At 57.1% G+C, this 22,084-nt stretch carries 18 protein-coding genes, 1 tRNA gene and 1 pseudogene; 12 read left to right on the top strand and 8 right to left on the bottom strand.

Annotation, left to right across the window (positions count from 1 at the left end; genetic code table 11):
• Positions 1-189, bottom strand: a 189-nt coding sequence (locus H4I99_RS03660) for a transposase (RefSeq protein WP_186663210.1), incomplete at its 3' end; no start/stop codon positions are given.
• A 228-nt stretch (positions 190-417) separates the two neighbouring features.
• On the opposite strand from H4I99_RS03660, the gene H4I99_RS03655 reads away from it, so the two are divergent.
• The 9 genes from H4I99_RS03655 to H4I99_RS03615 all read left to right on the top strand — a co-directional run bounded on the left by H4I99_RS03655 (position 418) and on the right by H4I99_RS03615 (position 10,641).
• Positions 418-1,236 (top strand): ABC transporter permease, encoded by an 819-nt coding sequence (locus tag H4I99_RS03655; RefSeq protein WP_163904649.1) that lies wholly within the window; start codon positions 418-420, stop codon positions 1,234-1,236.
• A complete protein-coding gene (locus H4I99_RS03650) occupies positions 1,226-2,632 on the top strand; it encodes an ABC transporter ATP-binding protein (protein WP_163904646.1) in 1,407 nt (468 codons plus the stop codon). Before H4I99_RS03655 ends, H4I99_RS03650 begins: the two co-directional genes overlap by 11 nt.
• A gap of 95 nt (positions 2,633-2,727) precedes the next feature.
• On the top strand, positions 2,728-3,723 hold the full coding sequence (locus tag H4I99_RS03645) for a class I SAM-dependent methyltransferase (RefSeq protein WP_163904644.1): 996 nt from the start codon (positions 2,728-2,730) through the stop codon (positions 3,721-3,723).
• A 9-nt stretch (positions 3,724-3,732) separates the two neighbouring features.
• Positions 3,733-4,707: a glycosyltransferase family 2 protein gene (locus tag H4I99_RS03640; RefSeq protein WP_163904643.1), complete on the top strand. Its 975-nt coding sequence runs from the start codon at positions 3,733-3,735 to the stop codon at positions 4,705-4,707.
• A gap of 1 nt (position 4,708) precedes the next feature.
• Positions 4,709-6,799, top strand: coding sequence for a glycosyltransferase (locus tag H4I99_RS03635; protein ID WP_163904642.1), 2,091 nt, complete (start codon positions 4,709-4,711; stop codon positions 6,797-6,799).
• Positions 6,800-6,833: 34 nt separating this feature from the next.
• The gene (locus H4I99_RS03630) at positions 6,834-7,844 is read left to right on the top strand and encodes a GDP-mannose 4,6-dehydratase (RefSeq protein WP_163904641.1); all 1,011 of its coding nucleotides are present in this window, start codon (positions 6,834-6,836) and stop codon (positions 7,842-7,844) included.
• 12 nt (positions 7,845-7,856) lie between these two features.
• Positions 7,857-8,939 (top strand): GDP-mannose 4,6-dehydratase, encoded by a 1,083-nt coding sequence (gene gmd, locus H4I99_RS03625; RefSeq protein WP_186663208.1) that lies wholly within the window; start codon positions 7,857-7,859, stop codon positions 8,937-8,939.
• Positions 8,940-8,942: 3 nt separating this feature from the next.
• Entirely contained in the window at positions 8,943-9,881 is a 939-nt protein-coding gene (fcl, locus tag H4I99_RS03620) for a GDP-L-fucose synthase (RefSeq protein WP_163904640.1), read from the top strand.
• Positions 9,882-9,897: 16 nt separating this feature from the next.
• Positions 9,898-10,641, top strand: a complete 744-nt coding sequence (locus H4I99_RS03615) for a glycosyltransferase family 2 protein (protein ID WP_246225586.1) — start codon at positions 9,898-9,900, stop codon at positions 10,639-10,641.
• A gap of 211 nt (positions 10,642-10,852) precedes the next feature.
• Here H4I99_RS03615 and H4I99_RS03610 read toward each other — a convergent pair whose 3' ends face one another.
• The 4 genes and pseudogenes from H4I99_RS03610 to H4I99_RS03595 all read right to left on the bottom strand — a co-directional run bounded on the left by H4I99_RS03610 (position 10,853) and on the right by H4I99_RS03595 (position 15,425).
• Positions 10,853-12,460: a sulfatase-like hydrolase/transferase gene (locus tag H4I99_RS03610; protein WP_163904639.1), complete on the bottom strand. Its 1,608-nt coding sequence runs from the start codon at positions 12,458-12,460 to the stop codon at positions 10,853-10,855.
• A gap of 209 nt (positions 12,461-12,669) precedes the next feature.
• Positions 12,670-13,971, bottom strand: a complete 1,302-nt coding sequence (locus H4I99_RS03605; protein ID WP_246225584.1) for a class I SAM-dependent methyltransferase — start codon at positions 13,969-13,971, stop codon at positions 12,670-12,672.
• 578 nt (positions 13,972-14,549) lie between these two features.
• Positions 14,550-15,020 (bottom strand): annotated as a pseudogene (locus tag H4I99_RS03600) (transposase); the annotation flags it as partial.
• Between the two features lie 330 nt (positions 15,021-15,350).
• A tRNA-Gln gene (locus H4I99_RS03595) sits at positions 15,351-15,425 on the bottom strand.
• Positions 15,426-15,716: 291 nt separating this feature from the next.
• On the opposite strand from H4I99_RS03595, the gene H4I99_RS03590 reads away from it, so the two are divergent.
• Positions 15,717-16,013 (top strand): cupin domain-containing protein, encoded by a 297-nt coding sequence (locus tag H4I99_RS03590; RefSeq protein WP_163904637.1) that lies wholly within the window; start codon positions 15,717-15,719, stop codon positions 16,011-16,013.
• Positions 16,010-16,939: an MBL fold metallo-hydrolase gene (locus tag H4I99_RS03585; protein WP_163904636.1), complete on the top strand. Its 930-nt coding sequence runs from the start codon at positions 16,010-16,012 to the stop codon at positions 16,937-16,939. The genes H4I99_RS03590 and H4I99_RS03585 overlap by 4 nt, the downstream gene beginning before the upstream one ends.
• Positions 16,940-16,964: 25 nt before the next feature.
• Here the strand turns inward: H4I99_RS03585 and H4I99_RS03580 are convergent, their stop codons facing one another.
• Positions 16,965-17,873 carry a DUF1499 domain-containing protein gene (locus H4I99_RS03580; protein ID WP_163904635.1) on the bottom strand — a complete coding sequence of 303 codons (909 nt, stop codon included), beginning with the start codon at positions 17,871-17,873 and terminating at the stop codon, positions 16,965-16,967.
• 113 nt (positions 17,874-17,986) lie between these two features.
• On the bottom strand, positions 17,987-18,838 hold the full coding sequence (locus H4I99_RS03575) for a hypothetical protein (protein ID WP_163904633.1): 852 nt from the start codon (positions 18,836-18,838) through the stop codon (positions 17,987-17,989).
• A gap of 218 nt (positions 18,839-19,056) precedes the next feature.
• Here H4I99_RS03575 and H4I99_RS03570 point away from each other — a divergent pair, with 218 nt between their 5' ends.
• The gene (locus tag H4I99_RS03570; RefSeq protein ID WP_163904631.1) at positions 19,057-19,389 is read left to right on the top strand and encodes a hypothetical protein; all 333 of its coding nucleotides are present in this window, start codon (positions 19,057-19,059) and stop codon (positions 19,387-19,389) included.
• Here H4I99_RS03570 and ppdK read toward each other — a convergent pair.
• Positions 19,383-22,061 (bottom strand): pyruvate, phosphate dikinase, encoded by a 2,679-nt coding sequence (gene ppdK / locus H4I99_RS03565; protein WP_163904629.1) that lies wholly within the window; start codon positions 22,059-22,061, stop codon positions 19,383-19,385. The genes H4I99_RS03570 and ppdK overlap by 7 nt on opposite strands.
• Positions 22,062-22,084: the final 23 nt, after the last annotated feature.

Below are 22,084 nucleotides of genomic sequence, written 5' to 3'. Positions count from 1 at the left end.
CTCCGGCTTCATCTGTCCCTGACCAGGAAACGCCTGTGCCGGGTCCGAACCGTATTCCCTTACCCACTTGCGCAAGACATTCTCATGAACATCCAGATCGCGGGATGCTTGCGCAACGCTGACCCCATGCTCTCGCACCAACTGCACTGCCTCAAGCTTGTACTCGCGGCTGAACTTCCTTCGTTGCATTCATGCGCTCCAGTTTCATTGGAAACACCTTAACTCGGTGTCCATGAAACCGGCAGCAGGCCAATTTCTCAAATTGGCTTGCGTGTGTATCCTTAACAGGGGGTTGTCTTTGAGAGGTCGAACAGCTATTGGCCAAATCTTGAGGCAATGCGCGGCCACGCCAGTCCGGTAGGATCGGCAACCCAGCATCCGAGTGTTTAGACCACAGCGATGGACTTTCGAGCTCCTATGAAAAACCACCCGGTCTCCCCGACCGCTGTTTTTGAAACGCTGGCGCGTAACAGGGGCCTACTTTGGGAGCTGACGAAACGTGATTTCGTGTCACGCTATAAGGGATCGATATTCGGGCTTGCATGGTCGCTCTTCAATCCACTGTTGATGCTCGCAATCTATACCTTCGTTTTCAGCGTGGCCTTCAAGGCCCGATGGGGCGCAGTCGATGAGAGCCAAGTGAACTTTGCCATAGTTCTATTCTCCGGACTGATCGTCCATGCTCTGTTTGCCGAGTGTCTAGTTCGAGCCCCGACCTTGATCGTTACGAACACGAACTACGTCAAGAAAGTCGTATTCCCGCTGGAAATACTACCGCTCATGACCATGGGATCGGCACTCGGGAATTTCATGGTCAGCCTCGTTGTCTTGATGTTCTTCTGCATCCTATCCGGGACGCCCCTCCATCCGGCGGGACTTCTGTTGCCCGTTCTGCTGCTGCCATTGCTTCTGATGATCCTCGGCTTTAGCTGGTTTCTAGCCTCGCTTGGGGTCTATCTTCGCGATTTCGCCCAGGTTATCGGCATGCTCACCACGGTTGCGCTTTTTCTCGCCCCGATTTTCTACCCGATCAGCGCACTTCCTCCTGCCTATCAGTCGTTACTGATCCTAAACCCGATCACACTTCCGGTGCTTCAGGTGCGAGACGCACTGCTCTGGGGAGAGCCTCTCAACTGGGGAGCCTGGGCTATCAGCCTTGTCGTCGGCTTGACTGTCTTTTATCTTGGTTTTGCATGGTTCCAGAAGACAAGACGGGGCTTTGCCGATGTCCTCTAGCGAGCCAGTCATTGATGTGCGCGGCCTCGGCAAGCGCTATGATATTTACGAGAACCCGCGCGACCGCCTCAAGCAGTTGATTGTACCCAAGTTGGCCAGCCTTATTGGCCGATCGCATAGCACGCCCGTCTATCACCGCGAATTCTGGGCTCTGCAGGACATCTCCTTCCAGGTTCGTCCCGGAGAAACCTTGGGGATCATCGGGCGCAATGGCGGCGGCAAGAGCACACTGCTGCAGATACTGGCCGGCACCTTGGCTCCTAGTCTTGGTGACGTGACAGTCAAGGGACGTGTGGCGGCTCTTCTCGAACTGGGAAGCGGCTTCAATCCGGACTTTACCGGACGGGAAAACGTCCTGCTGAATGCTCGCATCCTGGGTCTCAGTCGAGAGCAGATCGAAGCGAGCTACGACGAAATCGTCGCATTTGCGGATATTGGCGACTTTATCGACCAGCCCGTGAAAACCTATTCCAGCGGGATGTTCGTCCGCCTTGCATTCGCAGTGCAGGCACACATCAACGCTTCCATTGTCATCATCGACGAGGCTCTGGCGGTGGGCGACGTCTTCTTCCGTCAGAAATGCTACGCGCGCCTTGAAGAGATTCGGGCGTCGGGTGCCGCCGTGCTCTTGGTCTCCCACGCGATGACCGACATCGAGCAATTCTGTGACCGCGCGATCCTGCTCGACCATGGGAAGATGAACTTCATCGGTGATGCCACAGAAGCGGCAAAACGGTATTATCAACTGCATCAAACCGGGCAATCTTTCTCCACAGTACCGGTTAACAACAATTCAGAAGATATCGCGCACAACGCTGCCGATACCGGCGACGGAAACTGGTCAGCATCTGTGACGCTCCCGTCAGCACATAACGTAACACAAGTTGGAAATGGATGGGCTGAATGCTTGGGATTTTCGGTCTACGATGATTGTGGGGTACCCTGTCGTCACTTTTCACAGGGACAAACAGCTGTCTTTGTTTCGGAGTTTCGCGTATTGAAAGACATAGGAATGGCTACCTGTGGTGTCGTCCTACATAACGAGCGCGGAATCATAGTGCATGGAAAGAGTTCGATCGAGCATGGCGTTGGGACAAACGATCGGATCAAAGCCGGAACCATCGTCCGTTGCAAACAGACTATTTCGTTAAAGTTGCAATTGGGTGAATACACCTTTGAGATTGGTCTGGGAGCTATTGAGCCAGATATCTTCAACCGGATGTCGGCACTAACACATGAAGCCATAGATGCGGCGGTAACCCACTTGTGCGTGTTACCTAAGGCTGGATCGCTTTCTATAGGTTGGGCCTCAGACCGCAGCGGTTCAGCACTCAGCCATCATGGCATCGCCGACTTGCCAGGTAGCATCGAATTTTCTTTTCCCAAGTTTCGTTGATATGGCATTCCAACCCATCCCACTACTCTCGAATGAATAAACACCGCATGTGAGATTTAGCATGCTATACGAATTAGCGGCGAGAAAACTAGGAAGTGAGCATCCAAGCAATGAATAAGAGAACGTGTTGGTGCGGCAGCACAGATCATCACGAATTCAGTGCAGAGTATGTACGGTGTGCAGTCTGCGGCACCCTTATCTCCTGCGTGGGCCTGTCGGATGACGAATTAAAGGTCGCCGATGATGACTCTGATTTCTACGGCAAGAAATACTGGCTTGAACACCAAAACCAGGACCTCGGATTTCCGAGTATCTTTCAGAGAGCAAAGCTAGATCTGACGGATCGAAATCTGCACTGGCTTAAGACACTTCTGAGATACAAGGCTCCCCCCTCCAAGGTTCTGGAACTGGGTTGTTCGCACGGGAGCTTTGTCGCGCTTCTCCGCCAAGCCGGCTACGACGCCTCCGGTATGGAGATGAGCCCATGGGTCGTCGAATTTGCACAAGAAACCTTCGACATCCCGATGCTTGTCGGACCTGTCGAGAACATTGAACTCGAAGCAGGAACATTCGACGTCGTCGCGTTGATGGACGTCCTAGAACATCTGCCCGATCCGGTCGGCACGATGTCGCATGCTCTCAGGCTGCTGAAGCCTGATGGCATACTCCTGATTCAGACCCCTCAGGCTAGAGATGAGATGGTCTATTCTGCTTTGGTGGAGACCAAAGCGCCGTTTCTGGAACAATTCAAATCAGACGAGCATCTGTATCTTTTCACCCAAAGCTCGGCGACGGCTCTTTTCGAAAGGCTTGGGGCAAGCTTTGTTCAATTCGAGCCGGCTATTTTCCATCAGTACGACATGTTCTTCGTCGTCAGCAGGCAGCCGATACAGATGATCCCGGAGGCAGATGCCGAAAAGTCGATCGAGACGCCGAAAGGCCGTTTCGTCCAAGCACTTCTCGATCAGGACAAGAGGATCAAGAGCCTTGACGAGCACGTGAAAATAATCGACGCGGACCGCGCGGCCAGGCTCGAGCAAATTCATACGCTGACGGCGATGGTTCACGACTTGCAGGCAAAAAGAAAATAATACGCAGAGATGACCTCAAGCAAACAAACGCCCAGAATCTCCATTGTGACACCGTCCCTGAACCAAGGGCGGTTCCTTCAGGACTGTCTTGATTCCATTCGAGCCCAGAATTGGCCGGATCTGGAGCATTTTGTCATCGATGGTGGCTCCAGCGACAATACGCTTGATGTCATTCGCGACAACGAGCAATGGCTGACTGGATACATTAGTGAACCTGACAAAGGTGCGGCGGATGCTATCAACAAGGGCATTTCAAAATGCACGGGCGACATCGTGGCGTGGCTGAATGCGGATGACTTCTATCTGCCAGGTGCGTTTGAAGCCATTGCTGACGCGTATCGCAAAGCACCACAGGCGAGTTTCTGGTTTGGTAACGGCATTCGCGCGGATGAAAAAGGCCGCAGGACCAGCGTGTTCAACCAGGGGCCGGTTCTCTACAATCATGATGCTCTGGTCGGCGGTCTCGACTACATCCTCCAGCCTTCGACCTTTATGAATGGGAACCTTCTCCGGCAGCTTGGCGGACTCGATGAAAGCCTGCGCTGGAGCTTCGACTGGGACCTCTGGATCAGGCTTGCGAAACTCGCTGCACCGCACCCGATCGAAGCGATCCTCGCCGCTTCTCGCGAATGGGGCAACACGTTGACGGCGACCGGCGGATTCCGCCGCGTGGAGGAGATACGCCTCCTGGCAGAACGTCACAGCGGACACCCTATGACACCTGGCGCCCTGTGCTACTGGCTAGACAACATGAATTCCCTTGTCCAATCCGGCAGCAGCCTGTTCAGCCATCAAACACATGAGGCCTTGCTCAGTCTCTGGAAGGAAGTCCAAGAGGATATGCAGCGACTAGGTGTAAATGCGTCTGGGATGCCCGTGAGCATGGAGTCCCCACCCCCTACCCATAGAACCAATCTGCAACCGCCAAATTTTTACCATCGGATTGGACGAAAATTCCGACGCAGTTTGCAGAAGAGGTTCTAACGTGAATATCAACGGTGACCAAACCGGCCCATTGACGGTCGCAGTCGATTTGTACCCGCTCGTAGCGGGTGTCTCCGGGGGTATCGTTCCATGGATCCATGGCGTCTTGCGGGAAATGGTGCGCCTGTATCCCGATGACAGGATCGTCTTGTTTCATAGGCCAGGACGTCCCCCGCTGGAAATTGTCGCCCCCAATGTCGACCATATCGCGCTGGACAATCATCCCGTTGCCTACTACGCCGAAATGACGCGTCATTGCCAAAGCATGCGTCCAGACGCACTTTTGCGTAGCTATCCGCAGGAAGAAGGCCCTGATTTTCCCTTCCCCCGGCAAGTCTTCGTGATACCCGACATTCAGCATGAGTTTTTTCCGGATTTCTTTCAGACCGCCGTGCTGGCAGCAAGACGCCGCGCCTTCGCGACAGCCCTCTCCCGCGGTGGCGCCATCGCGACCATGACGGACCACTCTCGCGAAACGATAGTCAGCAACAGCTGGACTATGACGGATGACGTTTTCCTGATGCCTGCGGCGCTTCCCGAAGAATTGCAGGAGACCCCGAGTAAGACAGACCTGCCTTCGGAAGCTGCAGCCTTCGATCGCTTCTTCTACATGCCGGCAAACCTTTGGCCACACAAGAACCATCGTCGTCTGTTCGAAGCGTTCAAGCTCGCGTTACCGCACCTGCCGCCGAAGACCGGACTGGTCTTAACAGGCAGCCCCGAAGGATTGCAGGAAAGCATTAAGGGGTTTGAAGATCTGCCGATCGTGCACCTTGGCTTTCTTCCGCACAAACAAGTGGCTGCGCTTTTTGCGAATGCTACAGCTCTCGTATACTTCTCCCTTTTTGAAGGCTTCGGCATGCCCTTGCTGGAAGCCTTTCACCATGGGACGCCCGTCCTCTGCAGCAATACGACATCGCTGCCGGAGGTTGGGGGGGACGCCGTCCTGTCCTGTGATCCCACCGACGTTTCCGCCATGGCAAACCTCATGCTGAGGATCACGACGGAGGAAGGCTTAAGAGAGAACCTTTCGGAAAAGGCGAAGCTGCGGGTCGCGGCCTACGACTGGGCAAAGCCCGCTCACTCTCTGCGTGCGGCATTGCTGCGGGTTTCCCAAAATTCCGTCGAATTCAAGCCGAGAAGGCCGCTGGTCAGCATTGTCATGCCGACTCGCAATCATGGTCACTTCATCCGGGCTTCGATCGACAGTATGCTTAGCCAGAGCTACGACAATGTCGAACTTCTCGTCATGGATGGAGCCTCGACAGATGACACTGTGGAGATCCTCAAAAGCTACGGCGACCGTATCCGATGGATTTCTGAACCCGACAGAGGGCAAGCGGACGCCATCAACAAAGGCATGAAACTGCTGAACGGGGATATTCTAGCCTATCTCAATTCCGATGATATCCTGCTCCCTGACGCATTGGAAACGGTAGTCGGTTTTTTCAACGACCATCCGGAATGCGACATGATGTATGGCAATGCCGATTACATCGACGCGGAAGGGGCGGTCATCGGTAAGTATAATACTGCCAGTTATTCGTTTGAGCGCTTGATGCAGGATTGTTGCGTGTGCCAGCCCGCGGCATTCTGGCGGCGACGCATCGCGCAACGGATCGGTCCCTTCGACGCTAGTCTCCAGACGGCCATGGACTATGAATACTGGCTTCGCATGGCCACGTCCGGCGCCATCATTTATCATATGGATAGTAAGCTTGCGCAGTCTCGCCTCCATGAGGACGCAAAGACACTCGCGATGCGAGGCGTAATATACGGTGAAGTCTTTGCAATCTGCGAAAAGCATGGCGGCTATGTCAGCCTGAGCTACTATAATGGCCTTTGGGCGTACCGACTGTATGAAGCTTGGTCATGGGGCCCGAAGCTGCGACGCTTTCTGCCTCATATTCACCGAATCCCAGCGGTTTTCGGTTTTTTAGCGCAAGTGCGAGATATCCGACGGGATAAGCGGAGATCACAATATGTAGCGCGAACTGCCTTCAACGAAATTGACCGAAAGTTGCCTTGGGCAGGAAGCTTGATCCGAAGGGCCTGGTTCCGGTCTGCCGCGCTGCGCCGGCGCTTCCAATGAGACGGCATGGCGACAAGACCGTCCTAGAGAGCCAATGAAACGAGCACTGATCACCGGCATAACGGGCCAAGATGGCTCCTACCTCGCAGAACTCCTTCTCGAAAAGGGATATGAGGTCTATGGGCTGGCGCGCGCTGCGAGCTGGTCTCAACCGAACTGCGCCAGCCATTTGGCTGGCCACGTGAAGATCCTCTTCGGAGATCTCATCGAAGACCTGGAACTCGCCCACGTCCTCAATGAGGCGAAGCCCGACGAAATCTATAATCTCGCTTCGCAGTCCCGCCCTGGTGAATCATGGGCGCGAGCACCTGAGACGCTGGAGGTCAATGGCCTTGCTGCGATCAAGTTGTTTGAGGCGGTACGCAAGCACCGGCCGGACGCCCGTGTCTACCACGCCTCTTCTTCTGAGATGTTTGGCCAATCACACTCACCGAGGCAGGATGAGGAGACATCCTTCCATCCGGTGAACCCCTATGCTGCCGCGAAGGTGTACGCGCACCACATGGCCGCGATTTACAGAGACAGCTATAATCTCTATATAACGAGCGGCATCCTCTTCAATCACGAAAGCGAGCGGCGCCCCCTGCATTTCCTGACGCAGAAGGTCGCCTATGGTGCCGCCTGCGCGGCTTTGGGAATTACCGACTCGCCCGACTTGAACGAACGGGGCCGGCCCATCGTGGAAGACGGACGGCTTGCCCTTGGTAACCTGGACACCGCCAGAGATTGGGGCTATGCCCCGGATTTCGTTCGCGCCATGTGGATGATCCTACAGCAGGAAAAACCAACGGATTTCGTAATCGGCACTGGAAAACTGCATACGCTGACGGAATTGTGTGAAGTCGCATATCAAACGGTTGGCTGCGACTGGAAAAAATGTGTATTCAGCGATCCCGCCCTGGTGCGGCCGCTGGAACCAGGCCAGATTTTGGCAAACCCGGCCAAGGCGCGAGAATTACTCGGATGGTCACCGACGGTGAGCTTCGAAGAAATGGTGGGGCGGATGGTTCAAGCCCAACTGACCCGTTTGGAAAAGCTATCATAGTTGAGAGGGATCGTGAAAAAAGCTCTTATCACCGGCGTGACTGGTCAAGACGGTTCATATTTGGCGGAGCTTTTGCTTGCCAAGGGATATGAGGTGCACGGCATCAAGCGCCGCACGTCTCTGTTCAACACCGACCGCATCGATCATCTATATGCCGATCCGCATGAAGGAGACCGTAAGTTCATTCTTCACCACGGGGATCTAACGGATTCCTCTAGCCTGATCCGCATCATCCAGCAGGTGCAGCCGGACGAAATCTACAATCTGGCAGCCCAGTCGCATGTCGCCGTTTCGTTCGAAGAGCCGGAGTACACGGCGAACTCGGACGGGATCGGCGCTCTTCGCATCCTCGAGGCGATCCGTATCCTCGGGCTGGAGAAGAAATCGAAGTTCTACCAAGCGAGCACCTCGGAGCTCTACGGTCTGGTTCAGGAGACACCGCAGCGGGAGACGACGCCTTTCTATCCGCGCTCGCCCTATGCTGTAGCCAAGCTTTATGCCTATTGGATCACCGTTAACTACCGCGAAGCGTATGGCATCTATGCCTGCAATGGCATTCTCTTCAACCACGAGAGCCCGGTGCGCGGCGAAACCTTCGTGACGCGCAAGATTACGCGTGCCCTGGCGCGCATCAAGCTCGGCCTGCAGGACTGCCTCTACCTCGGCAATTTGGACGCCAAGCGTGACTGGGGTCATGCCAAGGATTATGTCGAGATGCAGTGGATGATGTTGCAGCAGGAGGTGCCGGAAGACTTCGTCATTGCCACCGGCGTGCAGTACAGCGTGCGCGACTTCGTCGACGCTGCGGCCGCCGAGATCGACATGAAGATCAACTGGCGCGGAACCGGCGCAGACGAGAAGGGATACGACGCCAAGGGCCGCTGCATCGTTTCGGTTGACCCTCGTTATTTCCGTCCTGCCGAAGTCGAGACCCTTCTGGGCGACGCAAGCAAGGCGCGCGAGAAGCTTGGCTGGACGCCGAAGATCACCTTCAATGAACTCGTGTCGGAAATGATGCGGGAAGACCTCAAGTCCGCTCAACGTGATGAAGTGGTCAAGAAGCACGGCTACAACACATTCACCTATAACGAGTAGGCCATGCGCAAAGACGCCAAGATCTACATTGCAGGTCATCGTGGGATGGTAGGGTCGGCCATTGTCCGGCAGCTTGAGGCTGCCGGTTACGGCAACCTTCTCACTCGTACCAGCAGCGACCTCGATTTGACTCAGCAGCAGCAAGTCAGCGACTTCCTGCTTAGCGAGAAGCCGGATTACATTTTCATGGCAGCCGCGAAAGTTGGCGGCATCCATGCCAACAACACCTATCGCGCGGATTTCATCTACCAGAACCTGATGATCGAGGCCAACGTGATACACGCCGCCTGGCAGGCGGGCGTCAAACGCATGCTGTTTCTTGGTTCCAGCTGCATCTACCCCCGCGATTGCCCGCAGCCAATCCGCGAGGACTATCTGCTAACCGGCCCACTGGAGCAGACCAACGAACCCTATGCCATCGCCAAGATTGCCGGCATCAAGCTCTGCGAGAGTTACAACCGGCAATATGGGACCGCTTACGTCTCGGCGATGCCGACCAATCTCTATGGTCCGAACGACAATTACGACCTCGCCAACAGCCACGTGCTCCCTGCCCTGATCCGCAAGGCGCATGAGGCGAAGCTACGCGGCGACAGCACATATACGGTCTGGGGCTCGGGACGACCGATGCGCGAGTTCCTGCATGTGGACGACATGGCCAGCGCCTGCCTGTTCCTGATGGAGCAGAACGCGATCACCGACGGGCTCTTCAATGTTGGGACGGGAACGGACGTCACGATCCGCGAGCTTGCGGAAACCGTGATGGACGTGGTCGGTTTTGCGGGCGAGATCGTCTTCGACGCCTCCAAGCCCGACGGCACGCCGCGCAAGCTTCTCGACGTGAGCCGCCTGCAGCAACTGGGGTGGAAAGCGACGATTGATCTGCGCGAGGGGATCGCGCTCGCCTATGCCGACTTCCTCACCAAGCACGCCGGAGGCTGAGCTGGCAGATCCGCTCGTGACCGTAGCAGTTCCGTCCTACAATCAAGGACGCTTCCTGGAACAGGCGCTAACCTCCATCTTCGAACAAAACGTCCCGGTCGAGGTCTTTGTGCTGGACGGTGGTTCCACCGACAATTCGCTCGAAGTGATTTCGCGCTGGAAGGATCGCTTGGCCGGACATCGAAGCCACAAGGATGAGGGACAGGCCGCATCCATCAACGAGGGAATTGGACGTGGAACTGCCAAGTATGTCTGCTGGCTGAACAGCGACGACTGGTTCTTGCCAGGGGCCCTATCTCGGCTCGTCGAAGCAGCCGAAGCCCAGCCGAAAGCGCCCATGGTCTATGGCCGTTGCTGGAACCACTACGAAGAAACAGGCTCCCGCAAGGCGGTCTGGGTGCAGCCCTTTTCGGAGCGCAGGCTCGCTCTGCGATGCATCATTTCCCAGCCCGCAACCTTGATCCGCCGGACTGCGTGGGAGCGCGTCGGCGGCGTCGACCCTACCCTACACATGACCATGGACTACGACCTCTGGTGGCGTCTCTACAAGACCTCAGGCGCGCCCCACTTCATCGAAGATTTCGTAGCCGTCAATCGCGTCCACGAGGCGACGAAGACGGCCAACAACCGTCGCCTGCATTACCGCGAGGCCATTTATCTGGTGCACCGGCACCATGGCAGCGTGCCGCTAAAATGGTGGTTGGCGCAACCGTATGCGGTGTGGTGGAAGTCGCTGATACGGCGAATCAGTTTTCATTAGCTCAGGGCGAGTAGTGAGAAGCTGCACCATGGCAATTGATCTGCCTCGCCTTTCTGCATGGGGAGTACATTGGAGGTTCTCACGACCACGAACTCAGGTCAGAATGCATCAGATGGGGAGAGCGGCAACCCCCCATCTATTGAGAACTCGCTGCCGTTGTGCACCGGGAACGCCTTCGGATAGCCGACAGAGACCTCACCTAGGTAGACTTTTACTGCGCCTTCCAGGAGCGAGCGTCCCACGGCGGGCCGGAAACGGTGAACCTATCAACAGGGATCTCATCGGCGCCCCAATATTCATTCTTCCATTCATAGTAATTGAAAATCCTCGCTTTCTGACTTCCTGCAGCCGAGGTTTCACAATCTTCCATCATCTCACAAATTATAGATGGAATCTCTGCAAGCCACTTTGGAGCGGATGAAACCTCCATAGGACCGGCCGCACCCAATGGCTTCACGGCGAGAAGCGGGTTCGCCCAACCTGAGAGTTTTTTCCAATCGCCGTCAGCATTTGCCTTTCGGCTCGGGATAGCTTGTCCGTGGTCAGAGAGAAGAACGATCGCCGTGTTATCGTATAGCCCATTTTTTCTCAATGAAGTGACTAAGTCTTCAAATGCTCCCAACGCGCATTTGGCTTGAGTGAGAAAGGCCTCTCTAGTGGCTGGAATTGTGTGCCCGGAATATTTGCATCCGTCGCCAATTACGACCGGTAGATGCGGTGTTAGGATGTGTATGAACTTCGCTGTGGGCACGGAGCGCTCTGCTGCAAGATTCGCGGAGAAGAACTTCAGTGTTTCCACGCCCTCAACGTTGTGATCTGTGATCCTCTCGTCTGCGACAAGCGGAGGGAAGACCCACCTACCGTCATCGTACACAGCCTTTTTGAGCCCGAGAGGTGCTGCACTGAAAAGTGACAAACCAAAGAGTCGCGCCATTCCGGTCTTTTGCAATCTCACATAGTCTCCCAAAACGATACCAGCGGGAACACACTGTGTGTTTTTAGGACAGACGCCATTCATTGGGTTTACGAGCAACGAGGTGTATCCCGCAGTCGAAAGGTCACTTAGGAAGGAATGATCTCCGACGCTCGAGGTAAAGAACGGTTGCAACGGAGTACCTGGCGAATAAACTTCACCGCTATGAATTGACGGCAAAGCAAGAAATGTTGTTGGCGAGACGCCAACAGTGTCGGGAAAATAGGTGAACCCTTCGAGACGGCTCCGCCAACCGGAATCAGCGTCAACGATTTCCTCGAAGACGTCCGATGGGAAACCATCCAGAAGGACAATCAGAAGGTTCTTCTCGTCCCTCGAAAAAACCGTTGCGTCATCTGCCGGATCCGGCCCTGACTTGGCCTCAGACACCGCGGACCATAGACTAGAAATGGATAGCACCACCGCTAGTGAACCGAGCAAAATGGAAGGAAATGCCGGAGCTCTAGTCCATTGCCATGCGAGACTAAGAGTTAGAACAATCGTTATGCTCTCAAAAATATAGCGGACCCATGAGGCAGAAAGATCGACTGACCTTCCGGTGAAGGCGCCAAAATCTGGCATCAAAATGAAGGTTTCCGCACCTACCATTAGTGAGAGAAATACGATCAGGACCGCGAACCACGCCCGCCCCTTCCTCGGCAACAGCAGATGAATTAGCGAGACAATGAAAACAACGCCGAGACCCATCAACATCAGAGGCCAGAGATAGGAGAGCAACGGGAATGGGAAATCTGCTTCGCCGCTATTGAGGTAAGCTGATCTGGGAGACCACAGGAAAAGCACGACGACTAGAAACGATGAGGCTGCGTTGACGATAGTTAACATAAAACCTCCGTGTATACGGGAAACCCGCATCCCCATCATCTTGATGTCGAGCGGATGGCGTCCCCGCGCTTCCACTTAAGGAATGATTCGCTAGAAATTGTCCCACATGACTTCCCCTCCTCACCACGAGAGAGCGCCAAAGGCGACATTCTGGTCGTTGATTTGGCCGTTCAGCGCTTTTGCTCCGTAGGAAGGGACCAGACTTAGGGTCAACGTCGGTACTGGAACAACACCCTTTCAGACTGCGATACAACCTCCGCCCGAACGATCTCAGCTGACGCCGCCAACTGGCGCTCGAACTCGCTTGCATCGTAGTTGCGGAAAATGTCTTCTCTGAGAGCCAGCATCTTCTGTACTGTGGGGTCTGTCTTCGGGACGAACTCGATTACACCGGTTGGAGCCAGAGAAACCAACCAACTGACGAGTTGATCAAGCGGGACGTTGTGAGCGATGGCGAGATGATGTTCGAACGCCAAGGCGAGGAGCCCATCAGCCTTGACCCTTTCGCCAAAGCCTGTTCGCTCCTTACCCATCCACCCCTGGCTGGGAGACGGATTCCTCGCATCGAGAAACAGAGGAAGAATGTTGAGTCCTTTATCGACCGTTCTATGATATGCTTGATCGAGCGCCTGAACATCGTAGTCGAATCCAATCACGGCTTCGGCGCCCGCCGACAATGCCCGCTCTGAATACTCTCCAGTGTTGCAGCCAAGATCCACGACCGTTTTTGGCTTCGCATCGGCCACATAATCTGAGATGAAACGATGTTTGGCGCCTCTCTCAGAATCACTGTAAGTGTTGGTGAGGGAATAGTCTGCCCAAACGGTTTTAACCTTATCGCCGGGAGCAAGAGAGTACACCCATTTCCTCAGCTGTCGCAGCATCGCGACAAACGCCTGCTTGGGAAAGCTTCGTCCACTCATCGAGATCTTGGCAGCGTCGCCGCTAGTTCCCGTCTGGAAACGGTTTTGGAGGACGACATTGGTGAAGACGTTCCATGAAAATTTGCGGTGTGTTGGGATCATGGCGGCCATGTCCGCGACTGCGATCCCCTCCATGGAGCCCCGATACCACGCGTTATGAGATCGACCCAGATATGCCCGCAGAAGAAGCGGGTTAAGGAACTGCTCACAGAACTGGCGGTGCCCCGTCCAGAACTCTCCATCGCGGTAGGGACGAATGGACAGATGGTCTATGAATACAGGCTTTGGTCCGATGAACTGTACGTTGTAGGCGGTCGCATCTGACAAAGTGAACCCTCTATCGAGAAGGTCAAGGTGCAGATCAATGTGAAATAGCGCGGCGGTCTTCAATAGCTCGAAGGACCATTCATATGGATATGTAATCCAAGGGATCCGATCGACTTGTAACATATAAGCGGTGCCGTCGGTCCCAAGAACCTCTTCCCTAATTGGTACGAGCCATCCTTTTTCCGAAAGCGCGGCAAAGATCCCAGCATCTCTGACAGCTTCATAATCAGGAGCACCATAGGAAGAAACTGCCCGGAACACGTCTCCCCCTCGTTCCAATACGTAACCGGCAGGATCGCGAAAGGAACCAGGTACCCTCACAGCAGTACCGTGCAAAGAGGCATCACCCATTCTTGCGGCCATCATCTCGCTTGTCAGCGTTCCGGCGGGCAGCGAAGAAGGACTTGATCTTCTGGACATACAGGGAGCCAGTGGCAAGAGCGACAGCGGCGCCTCCAAGGATAGCCTGGAGAACCATGCTACCTGTACCGGGATCGAGATATGCAAATGCGCTTTCGGTTGACGCCATGAGGAACAGACTTCCTGACGCAAAAACTAATAGGTTCTTCATTTTCAGCTTCCCTCAGGAGGTACGATCAGCGATCGTAGTTTACGCAAGCTACGTTTGTCACAAATACGTCACATATCAAAGAGGGTTTTCATCGATGTGCCCGCCAATGCACAGGCATTGATCACCCGTTCAACGCCGCAGGACGAATCCGGGTATGGGCGTGAAGACATGAAGAGCCCGTATTTCAAGGGCGTCGAATTCACGATGGCGCAATAGCGAAAAAGCAGCACTCAGCCCCGGCCAAACTCGTCCGAAACGCGAACGATATCGTACACCAGGCATGAAAGCCGGAACGCGATACACCCAGCGCTTCACAGAGCCATGCCACCCTCTGCCCGGCAGTCGTTGCAAAGCAACGACGAAAGGGGCCAGATCGAGCGGTGCTTTGCAATAAACGCGAACTTCATATCACGTCCTTCGCAAAGTAGGCGGCGGCGTTCCGCCGGGCAATCGATTCACTGGATCGATTGCTCTTCCGGCTTCAATTTAAGATGTCGCGCTCCGCCTTCAGCTTGGCGACTTCTTTCCGAAGCCTCTCGATCTCAAGCTGCTCCGGCTTCATCTGTCCCTGACCAGGAAACGCCTGTGCCGGGTCCGAACCGTATTCCCTTACCCACTTGCGCAAGACATTCTCATGAACATCCAGATCGCGGGATGCTTGCGCAACGCTGACCCCACGCTCTCGCACCAACTGCACTGCCTCAAGCTTGTACTCGCGGCTGAACTTCCTTCGTTGCATTCATGCGCTCCAGTTTCATTGGAAACACCTTAACTCGGTGTCCATGAAACCGGCAGCAGGCCACCTTCCATATAACCGACTTCGGGATACAGGAAGCGGGCACATTCATAGACATTTCGTGCCTCGGCTTTGCGGCGCGTAATGTAATAATCTAGGAATTGGCTGATAAATTAAGTTTGCTACGACCTCTCGCAGCAAGACCTTAGCAGCAACCAGTTGCAGCGAATGCGAGTGAACCTGGGCCTAAGATAGCCCTTCCTCAACCAGTGAGGGCACTTTGCTCAATTTGCCGTGCGAATGCTCAAATGTTTGATGCGAGCAACAGAGAGATGGCTGGGGCGCCAGGATTCGAACCTGGGAATGCCGGTACCAAAAACCGGTGCCTTACCGCTTGGCGACGCCCCAACAGAGCGGACCGGTTATCGCCTTGAGGCTCCGGATCCGCGATTGGCCGCCTGATTAGCAAAGCCACCGTCCGGCGGCAATGACCCCCTCGTGTTTTTTTGAACTTACCGGTCCTTCTTCCTTTAGCGAAACTGCATGAGGGCGGGCAACCGGTGCATGCGGAACCATTGCCAGACGACATCTACTCGTCGGATTGCATGGCCCCTCCCCGCTGCCTTGCGAAATCTCCCTTTACGAATGAGACGCTTGAGCCGATATCATGGTCATACCGCAATGCGACAGGAGCTGCAGATGCCTGGATATTCCGCCCGACCGCCCGCCATTCCCACGATCCTGATCGATGATGCCGTGGTGCGCGTAACGCGCTGGGATTTCGAGCCGGGCGCCGCCACCGGCCATCATATCCACGGGATGGGCTATGTCGTCGTTCCCATGACCGACTGCCACTTCCTCATAGAAGAGTCAGTCGGCGAACGCCGGGTGACGAGCAAGGCCGGTGAAGTCTATCGGCGGGATGCCGGCGTCGAGCACAATGTCGTCAATGGCGGAGCCGAGCCGACGTCATTCATCGAGATCGAGTACAAATGAGCGAACCTCGCGACACGCCGAAGCCTCCCGAGTTCGATCTAAGCTTCCAGCCATCCTATGGCGAGGCCGTTCCGGTGGCAAACAGAGTGCAGAGGATCACGGTCAACAATCCGAGCCCCTTCACCTTTCACGGCACCAACACCTATATCGTCGGCGACCGTTCGGTCTGCGTGATCGATCCCGGCCCGGAGGACGAAGCCCATTTCCGGGCACTGATGGCCGCACTTGCGGGGCGCGAGGTGACGCATATCGCCGTCAGCCATACCCATAAGGACCATTCCCCGCTGACACGCAGGCTGAAGGCGGAGACGGGGGCGACGGTGGTTGCCGAAGGTCCTCACCGGCCATCCCGCCCCTTGCATGAGGGAGAGACGAATCCCTTCGCCGAAAGCTCGGACATCGAATTCGCACCCGACATCGCGCTTGGCGAGGGTGACATCGTGGAGGGCGACGGCTGGTGTCTCACCACGATCCTCACACCGGGGCACACGGCCAATCACGCGGCCTTCGCGCTCGACGGCACGGGGATCGTCTTTTCCGCCGATCACGTGATGGCCTGGGCGACCTCGATCGTCGCACCGCCGGATGGCGCGATGGGCGACTACATGGCCTCTCTGGAGCGGCTGCTTGCCCGCGAAGACAGGATATATTTCCCCGGTCACGGCGGACCGGTCAATAATCCGGCGGCCTTCCTACGGGGTCTCCGGACCCATCGCCGGATGCGCGAGCGGGCTATCGTGGAGCGCATCCGCGGCGGAGACCGGTTGATTCCCGATATGGTGAAGGCAATTTACCGCGAGACAGATCCCAGGCTTCATGGCGCGGCAGCGCTTTCCGTACTCGCCCATATCGAGGATCTGGTGGAAAAAGGTGAAGTGCTGACGGAAGGCCCGCCCCGGCTTGGTGGTGTCTATTGGAAAAGCTGACGGAGCGACCGGACACGACCGAACGTCAGTCTCCGGCGACGCCCAGAAGCTCCGCATCCAGCATATGAAGGAAATGCTCGGCGATTTCGGCCCCCATACCGAGATCGTGAGGACCATAACGGCTTTCCACCCGGATATCGACCAGAGTCATCTCCTCCTCCTCGCGCAAGCGGATCAGCGCGTCGAAAGGCATTCCCAGGATCAGCGTCCGGGTTCTCGCCTGAATGCGCACCGTACCTTCCGGCTCGTCTTCGGCGTAAACCGGCGCCGTCTGCGGCTCCGGCCGGGGTTGGGGAACGGGAACACTGTGCGGCAAGGCATCGGCAGCCTCCTCTTCCGGCACGCCCGCCGTCCGCGGTTGAAATTCCGGCATCGCATATTCCTGCCCACGGCTCGCCACGATCTCCAGACGATCCTGATCCGCAACCTTGCGGACCGCCTCATAGACGCGGTCGAGCGCACCGTCGTAACGGCGACCGGTCAATCCCGGATAGGCTGCATATTGCAGCTCCCGGCTTGCCACGGTAACCGGTGGTCGCATCAGCCAGCGCTGGTCGGCAACGGGCGGCGAAAGCCATTCGGGAGGATCAATCAGGTCCGTGGAGACGTCGTAGATCGGCGGGCGATCGAAATAACGAAACGCGCCGAAGCCGATCAGGGCGAGCGGTACCGAGGCGTAGATAAGCCCCTTCAGCGCGGCGATGCCGCCCAGGGCCCCAACGGACCAGAGCCGTCCAAGGCCGATCAGCGCAAGTGGCACTGCAAGTGCAGCCGGAATGCCGGAGAGCAGCACGAGCGCTATGAAGTCCGGAGCCTTCAACGGGCCGAAACGGTGGGCAAGCACCACAAGCACCAGCATGCCGGCTGAAAAGAAGCCGAGTTGCAGTGCCAGAAAGGCCGATCGGGAAACGGGACGGTCGTAGCGGATGGTCATCTGCAGGCACCGGTGATGGCGGGGAGAAAGCGAAGCACGTCAGCATCTTGTTTAGCTGCTGCCCGCGAGACCGACAAGCTGCCTGGGTCACGGCACCGGATAGCCGCCTAATATCACTGGGACGACTGGTCTTCGGTCCCCGTCCCGTCCGCGGGCGCCAGCAAATCAAGCGGCAATTCCTCGCCGTTCAATGTCGGAGGCGAGCCATCATCGGGGATCTGCAGTTCCATCGGCGTGCCGCCGTCGGGCATGGTGGGATCCGGCAGCGCGGGCGCCTTGACCGGTAAAGGCACGTAAAGCGACGCGAGAACAATAATACCGATCACTACCAGCCAGCTTCCAACGATGCGGGATGGAATGGTGAGCCACGGACCGCGGAACTGACGCAGCGGCAGCGCGGGTGCGACGACCAGCCAGAGCGAGCAGAGGACGGTGCCGACGGTGAAATCGAAGATACCGATGCCCAGATCGTCGAGCCCGATGAACAGGGACATAGAGAAGGCGACGACGCCCGCTGACAGCATGACGGCCCGCTGACGCCAGACACCGGAAAGCCATAGCGATGCGCCCGTCAGCATGACGGCGCCGGGCGCGATCATAAAGAGATAGTCACCGAGCGGGCTTGCGAAGATTGCCTGAAAAATCGGATCGAAGAACATCAGCATGCCGGCCAGCACGCCAAAGAAAACCAGCACGATATTGCGCATGTCGGCCGCGCGCGGCGCCATGGCGCAGGCAACGGCCAGACCGAGCATGGCCAGAACGATGTCATAGACCGAAAGGGTGAAGAGAAAGCCCAGCTCCATGAAGCCATAGTCATGGGGAATCGTCTGCGACAGAAACAGGAAGAAGAAGCCGAACAGCAACAACGAAATCGACCAGCGGAACGAGGACGAACCGAGGATGCGGTGGAAATTCGGCCTCGTTCCGGCCGGAACGGGCGCGGCATCTTCTCTGTCACGCATAGGAACGGCGGTGGCTGGGGCGGGGGGTGCTGTTGTCGCCTGTCCCTGCTGCTGACGCCGTTTTTTCGCGCGTTGTTGCTGACGTTGTTTGGTCATCCCGAAGCCGCTTTCCCGCTGATGCGGTTTTCTGTCCGCAACGGGCTATTCCACAAACCGGTTGATTTGTCATCCGGCCCGCGCGCAATCTCACCGCACACGGCTTTATCGGAAGACAGACCATGAAACGGTTACTCATGCTCAGCGCCATCACGCGTCGGGAGCGCAAGGACGCGACAACATTCGTCTTCGACACGGTCAATGACCTCGGCGGATGGATCGATGACGTGCAGATGTATTCAAACATCATGAACAACATCCGCATTACACTACCTGCAGGCGCCTATCCGAAACTCTTCGATCTCCTGAACGAAGCGGGCATCCATATCGACCAGCGTCCGGAAACATCAGATACGCCCGATTCAGTATCCGAACAGATGGCGACGCTGCAGATCACCTTCGTCCATGACGAGCCGGATCTGCTGCGTGAGGTTCCGGCCGTTCCCGGCTATTGATCCAGTCTCGCGGCCTTGCCGATTGCCGCCTGCGCGGCAGAGAGCCGGGCGATAGGTACGCGAAAGGGCGAACAGGAGACGTAGTCGAGTCCGACGCTCTCGCAAAAATGGATGGAGGCCGGATCGCCGCCATGCTCGCCGCAGATCCCGAGTTTCATGTCGGGCCGCGTCTGGCGCCCGCGTTCGGCGGCAATGCGGATCAGCTCTCCCACGCCGTCGAAATCGAGCGAGATGAACGGGTCATGCTCGATGATGCCCTTTTTCTGGTAGGTAGGAATGAACGCGGAGGCATCGTCGCGGGAAATGCCGAAGGTGGTCTGCGTCAGGTCGTTGGTGCCGAAGGAGAAGAATTCGGCAGCTTCCGCGATCACATGGGCGCGAAGGGCTGCGCGCGGCAGTTCGATCATCGTGCCGACGAGGTAGGAAATCTCGAGCCCCGCCTCGGTCATCACGTCCGTGGCGATGCGATCGATGCAGCCCTTGACGTAATCAAGCTCCGAACGCAGCCCGACGAGCGGAACCATGATCTCAGGCACGACCGCGGCACCGGTTTCGCGGGCGGCGGCAACGGCGGCCTCGAAGATCGCCCGCGCCTGCATTTCGGCAATTTCGGGATAGGAAATCGCCAGACGGCAGCCACGATGGCCAAGCATCGGATTGAACTCGTGCAGCGCATCGACGCGCTGGCGCAGGAACTGGGGCTCCATGCCCATGGCCTCGGCCACTTCCGCGATCTCTTCGTCGGTCTTCGGCAGGAATTCGTGCAACGGCGGATCGAGCAGGCGGATGGTCACCGGCAGCCCATGCATGATGACGAAAAGTTCAGTGAAGTCGGAGCGCTGCATCGGCAGGAGCTTGTCGAGAGCTGCGCGCCTACCCGTCTCGTCCTCGGCGAGAATCATCTCGCGCATCACCTGGATGCGATCGCCTTCGAAGAACATATGTTCGGTGCGGCAAAGGCCGATGCCCTCGGCGCCGAAGGAGCGTGCCGCGCGGGCATCAACGGGGGTGTCGGCATTGGTGCGCACCGTCATGCGGCGGGTCTTATCGGCCCATTGCATCAGCTTGGCGAAATCGCCGGAAAGCTCCGGTTGCAGCATAGGCACTTCGCCCTTGAGAACCTGGCCGGAAGAACCGTCGATGGTGATGATGTCTCCCTTACGGAGCGTCACGCCCATGCCGATCAGCAGCTCGTTCCTGAGGTCGACGCGCATGGTGCCGGCACCGGCGACGCAGGGAATGCCCATGCCGCGGGCAACGACGGCCGCGTGGCTGGTCATGCCGCCGCGTGTGGTAAGGATGCCCTCGGCCGCATGCATGCCGTGAATGTCTTCCGGGCTGGTCTCGACGCGCACGAGAATGACCTTGCGCCCCTCCTCCTCCGCCTCGACCGCTTCTTCCGCGGTAAAGACGATTTCGCCGGTTGCCGCTCCCGGCGAAGCGGGGAGGCCCGCACCGATAACGTGTCGATCGACCTTGGGGTCGATGGTCGGGTGCAGCAACTGGTCGAGTGACGAGGGCTCGATGCGCAACACCGCCTCTTCCTCGCTGATCACCCCCTCCGACACCATGTCGACAGCAATCTTCATCGCCGCCTTGGTGGTGCGCTTGCCGCTTCTGGCCTGCAGCATCCACAGCTTGCCGCGCTCGATGGTGAATTCGAGGTCCTGCATGTCGCGATAATGCGCTTCCAGCCGGTCGCAGATGCGGCTGAACTCGGCGAAGGCGTCCGGCATAACCTTTTCCAGCGACGGCTTATCGGAGCCGGAATCGATACGGGCAGCCTCGGTGATGGATTGGGGCGTGCGGATGCCAGCCACCACGTCCTCCCCCTGAGCGTTGACGAGGAATTCGCCGTAGAGCAACTTCTCGCCGGTCGATGGGTTGCGGGTGAAGGCGACGCCGGTCGCGGACGTAGAGCCGAGATTGCCGAACACCATGGCCTGAACGGTGACGGCCGTTCCCCATTCCGCCGGAATGTTGTGAAGCATGCGGTAGGTGACAGCACGCGGGTTCATCCAGCTGCGGAAGACGGCGCCGATCGCCCCCCAGAGCTGGACATGCGGATCCTGCGGGAAGGATTCGCCCAGTTCCTCCTCGATCACCTGCTTGAACAGCGCGGTGACATGCTGCCATTCGACGGCGGAGAGATCGGTGTCGAGTTCATGGCCAAACCGCGCCTTCTCATCCTCCAGAATTTCCGCGAAGACCTCATGGTCGAGGCCCATGACGACATCGCCATACATCTGGATGAAGCGGCGGTAGCTGTCCCAGGCGAAGCGGGCGTCACCGGCATTGTGTCCCAGCGCCTCGACCGTGTGGTCGTTGAGGCCTAGGTTCAGAACTGTATCCATCATGCCGGGCATGGAGGTGCGGGCACCGGAGCGAACGGACAGAAGAAGCGGCTGGTTGGCATCGCCGAAACCGCGACCGGTCGCAAGCTCCATGCCCTTTATGCCTTCCAACACCTGCGCCTTCAGGTCATCGGGCAATCCACGGCCATTCTGATAATACCAGGAGCAGGCATCGGTGACGATCGTGAGGCCCGGCGGCACCGGAAGACCCAGGCTCGCCATCTCGGCAAGATTGGCGCCCTTGCCTCCCAGATGTTCACGATCCTCCGCCCCACCCTCGGCCTTTCCGTTGCCGAAGGTGTATACCCACTTCCTCATGCCTTTGCTCCACCCAAACAGGC

The organism is Paenirhizobium daejeonense, from assembly GCF_014280875.1.
GTDB classification, from domain to species: Bacteria; Pseudomonadota; Alphaproteobacteria; order Rhizobiales; family Rhizobiaceae; genus Allorhizobium; species Allorhizobium daejeonense.
This window is presented reverse-complemented; position numbering and strand designations above follow the sequence as displayed.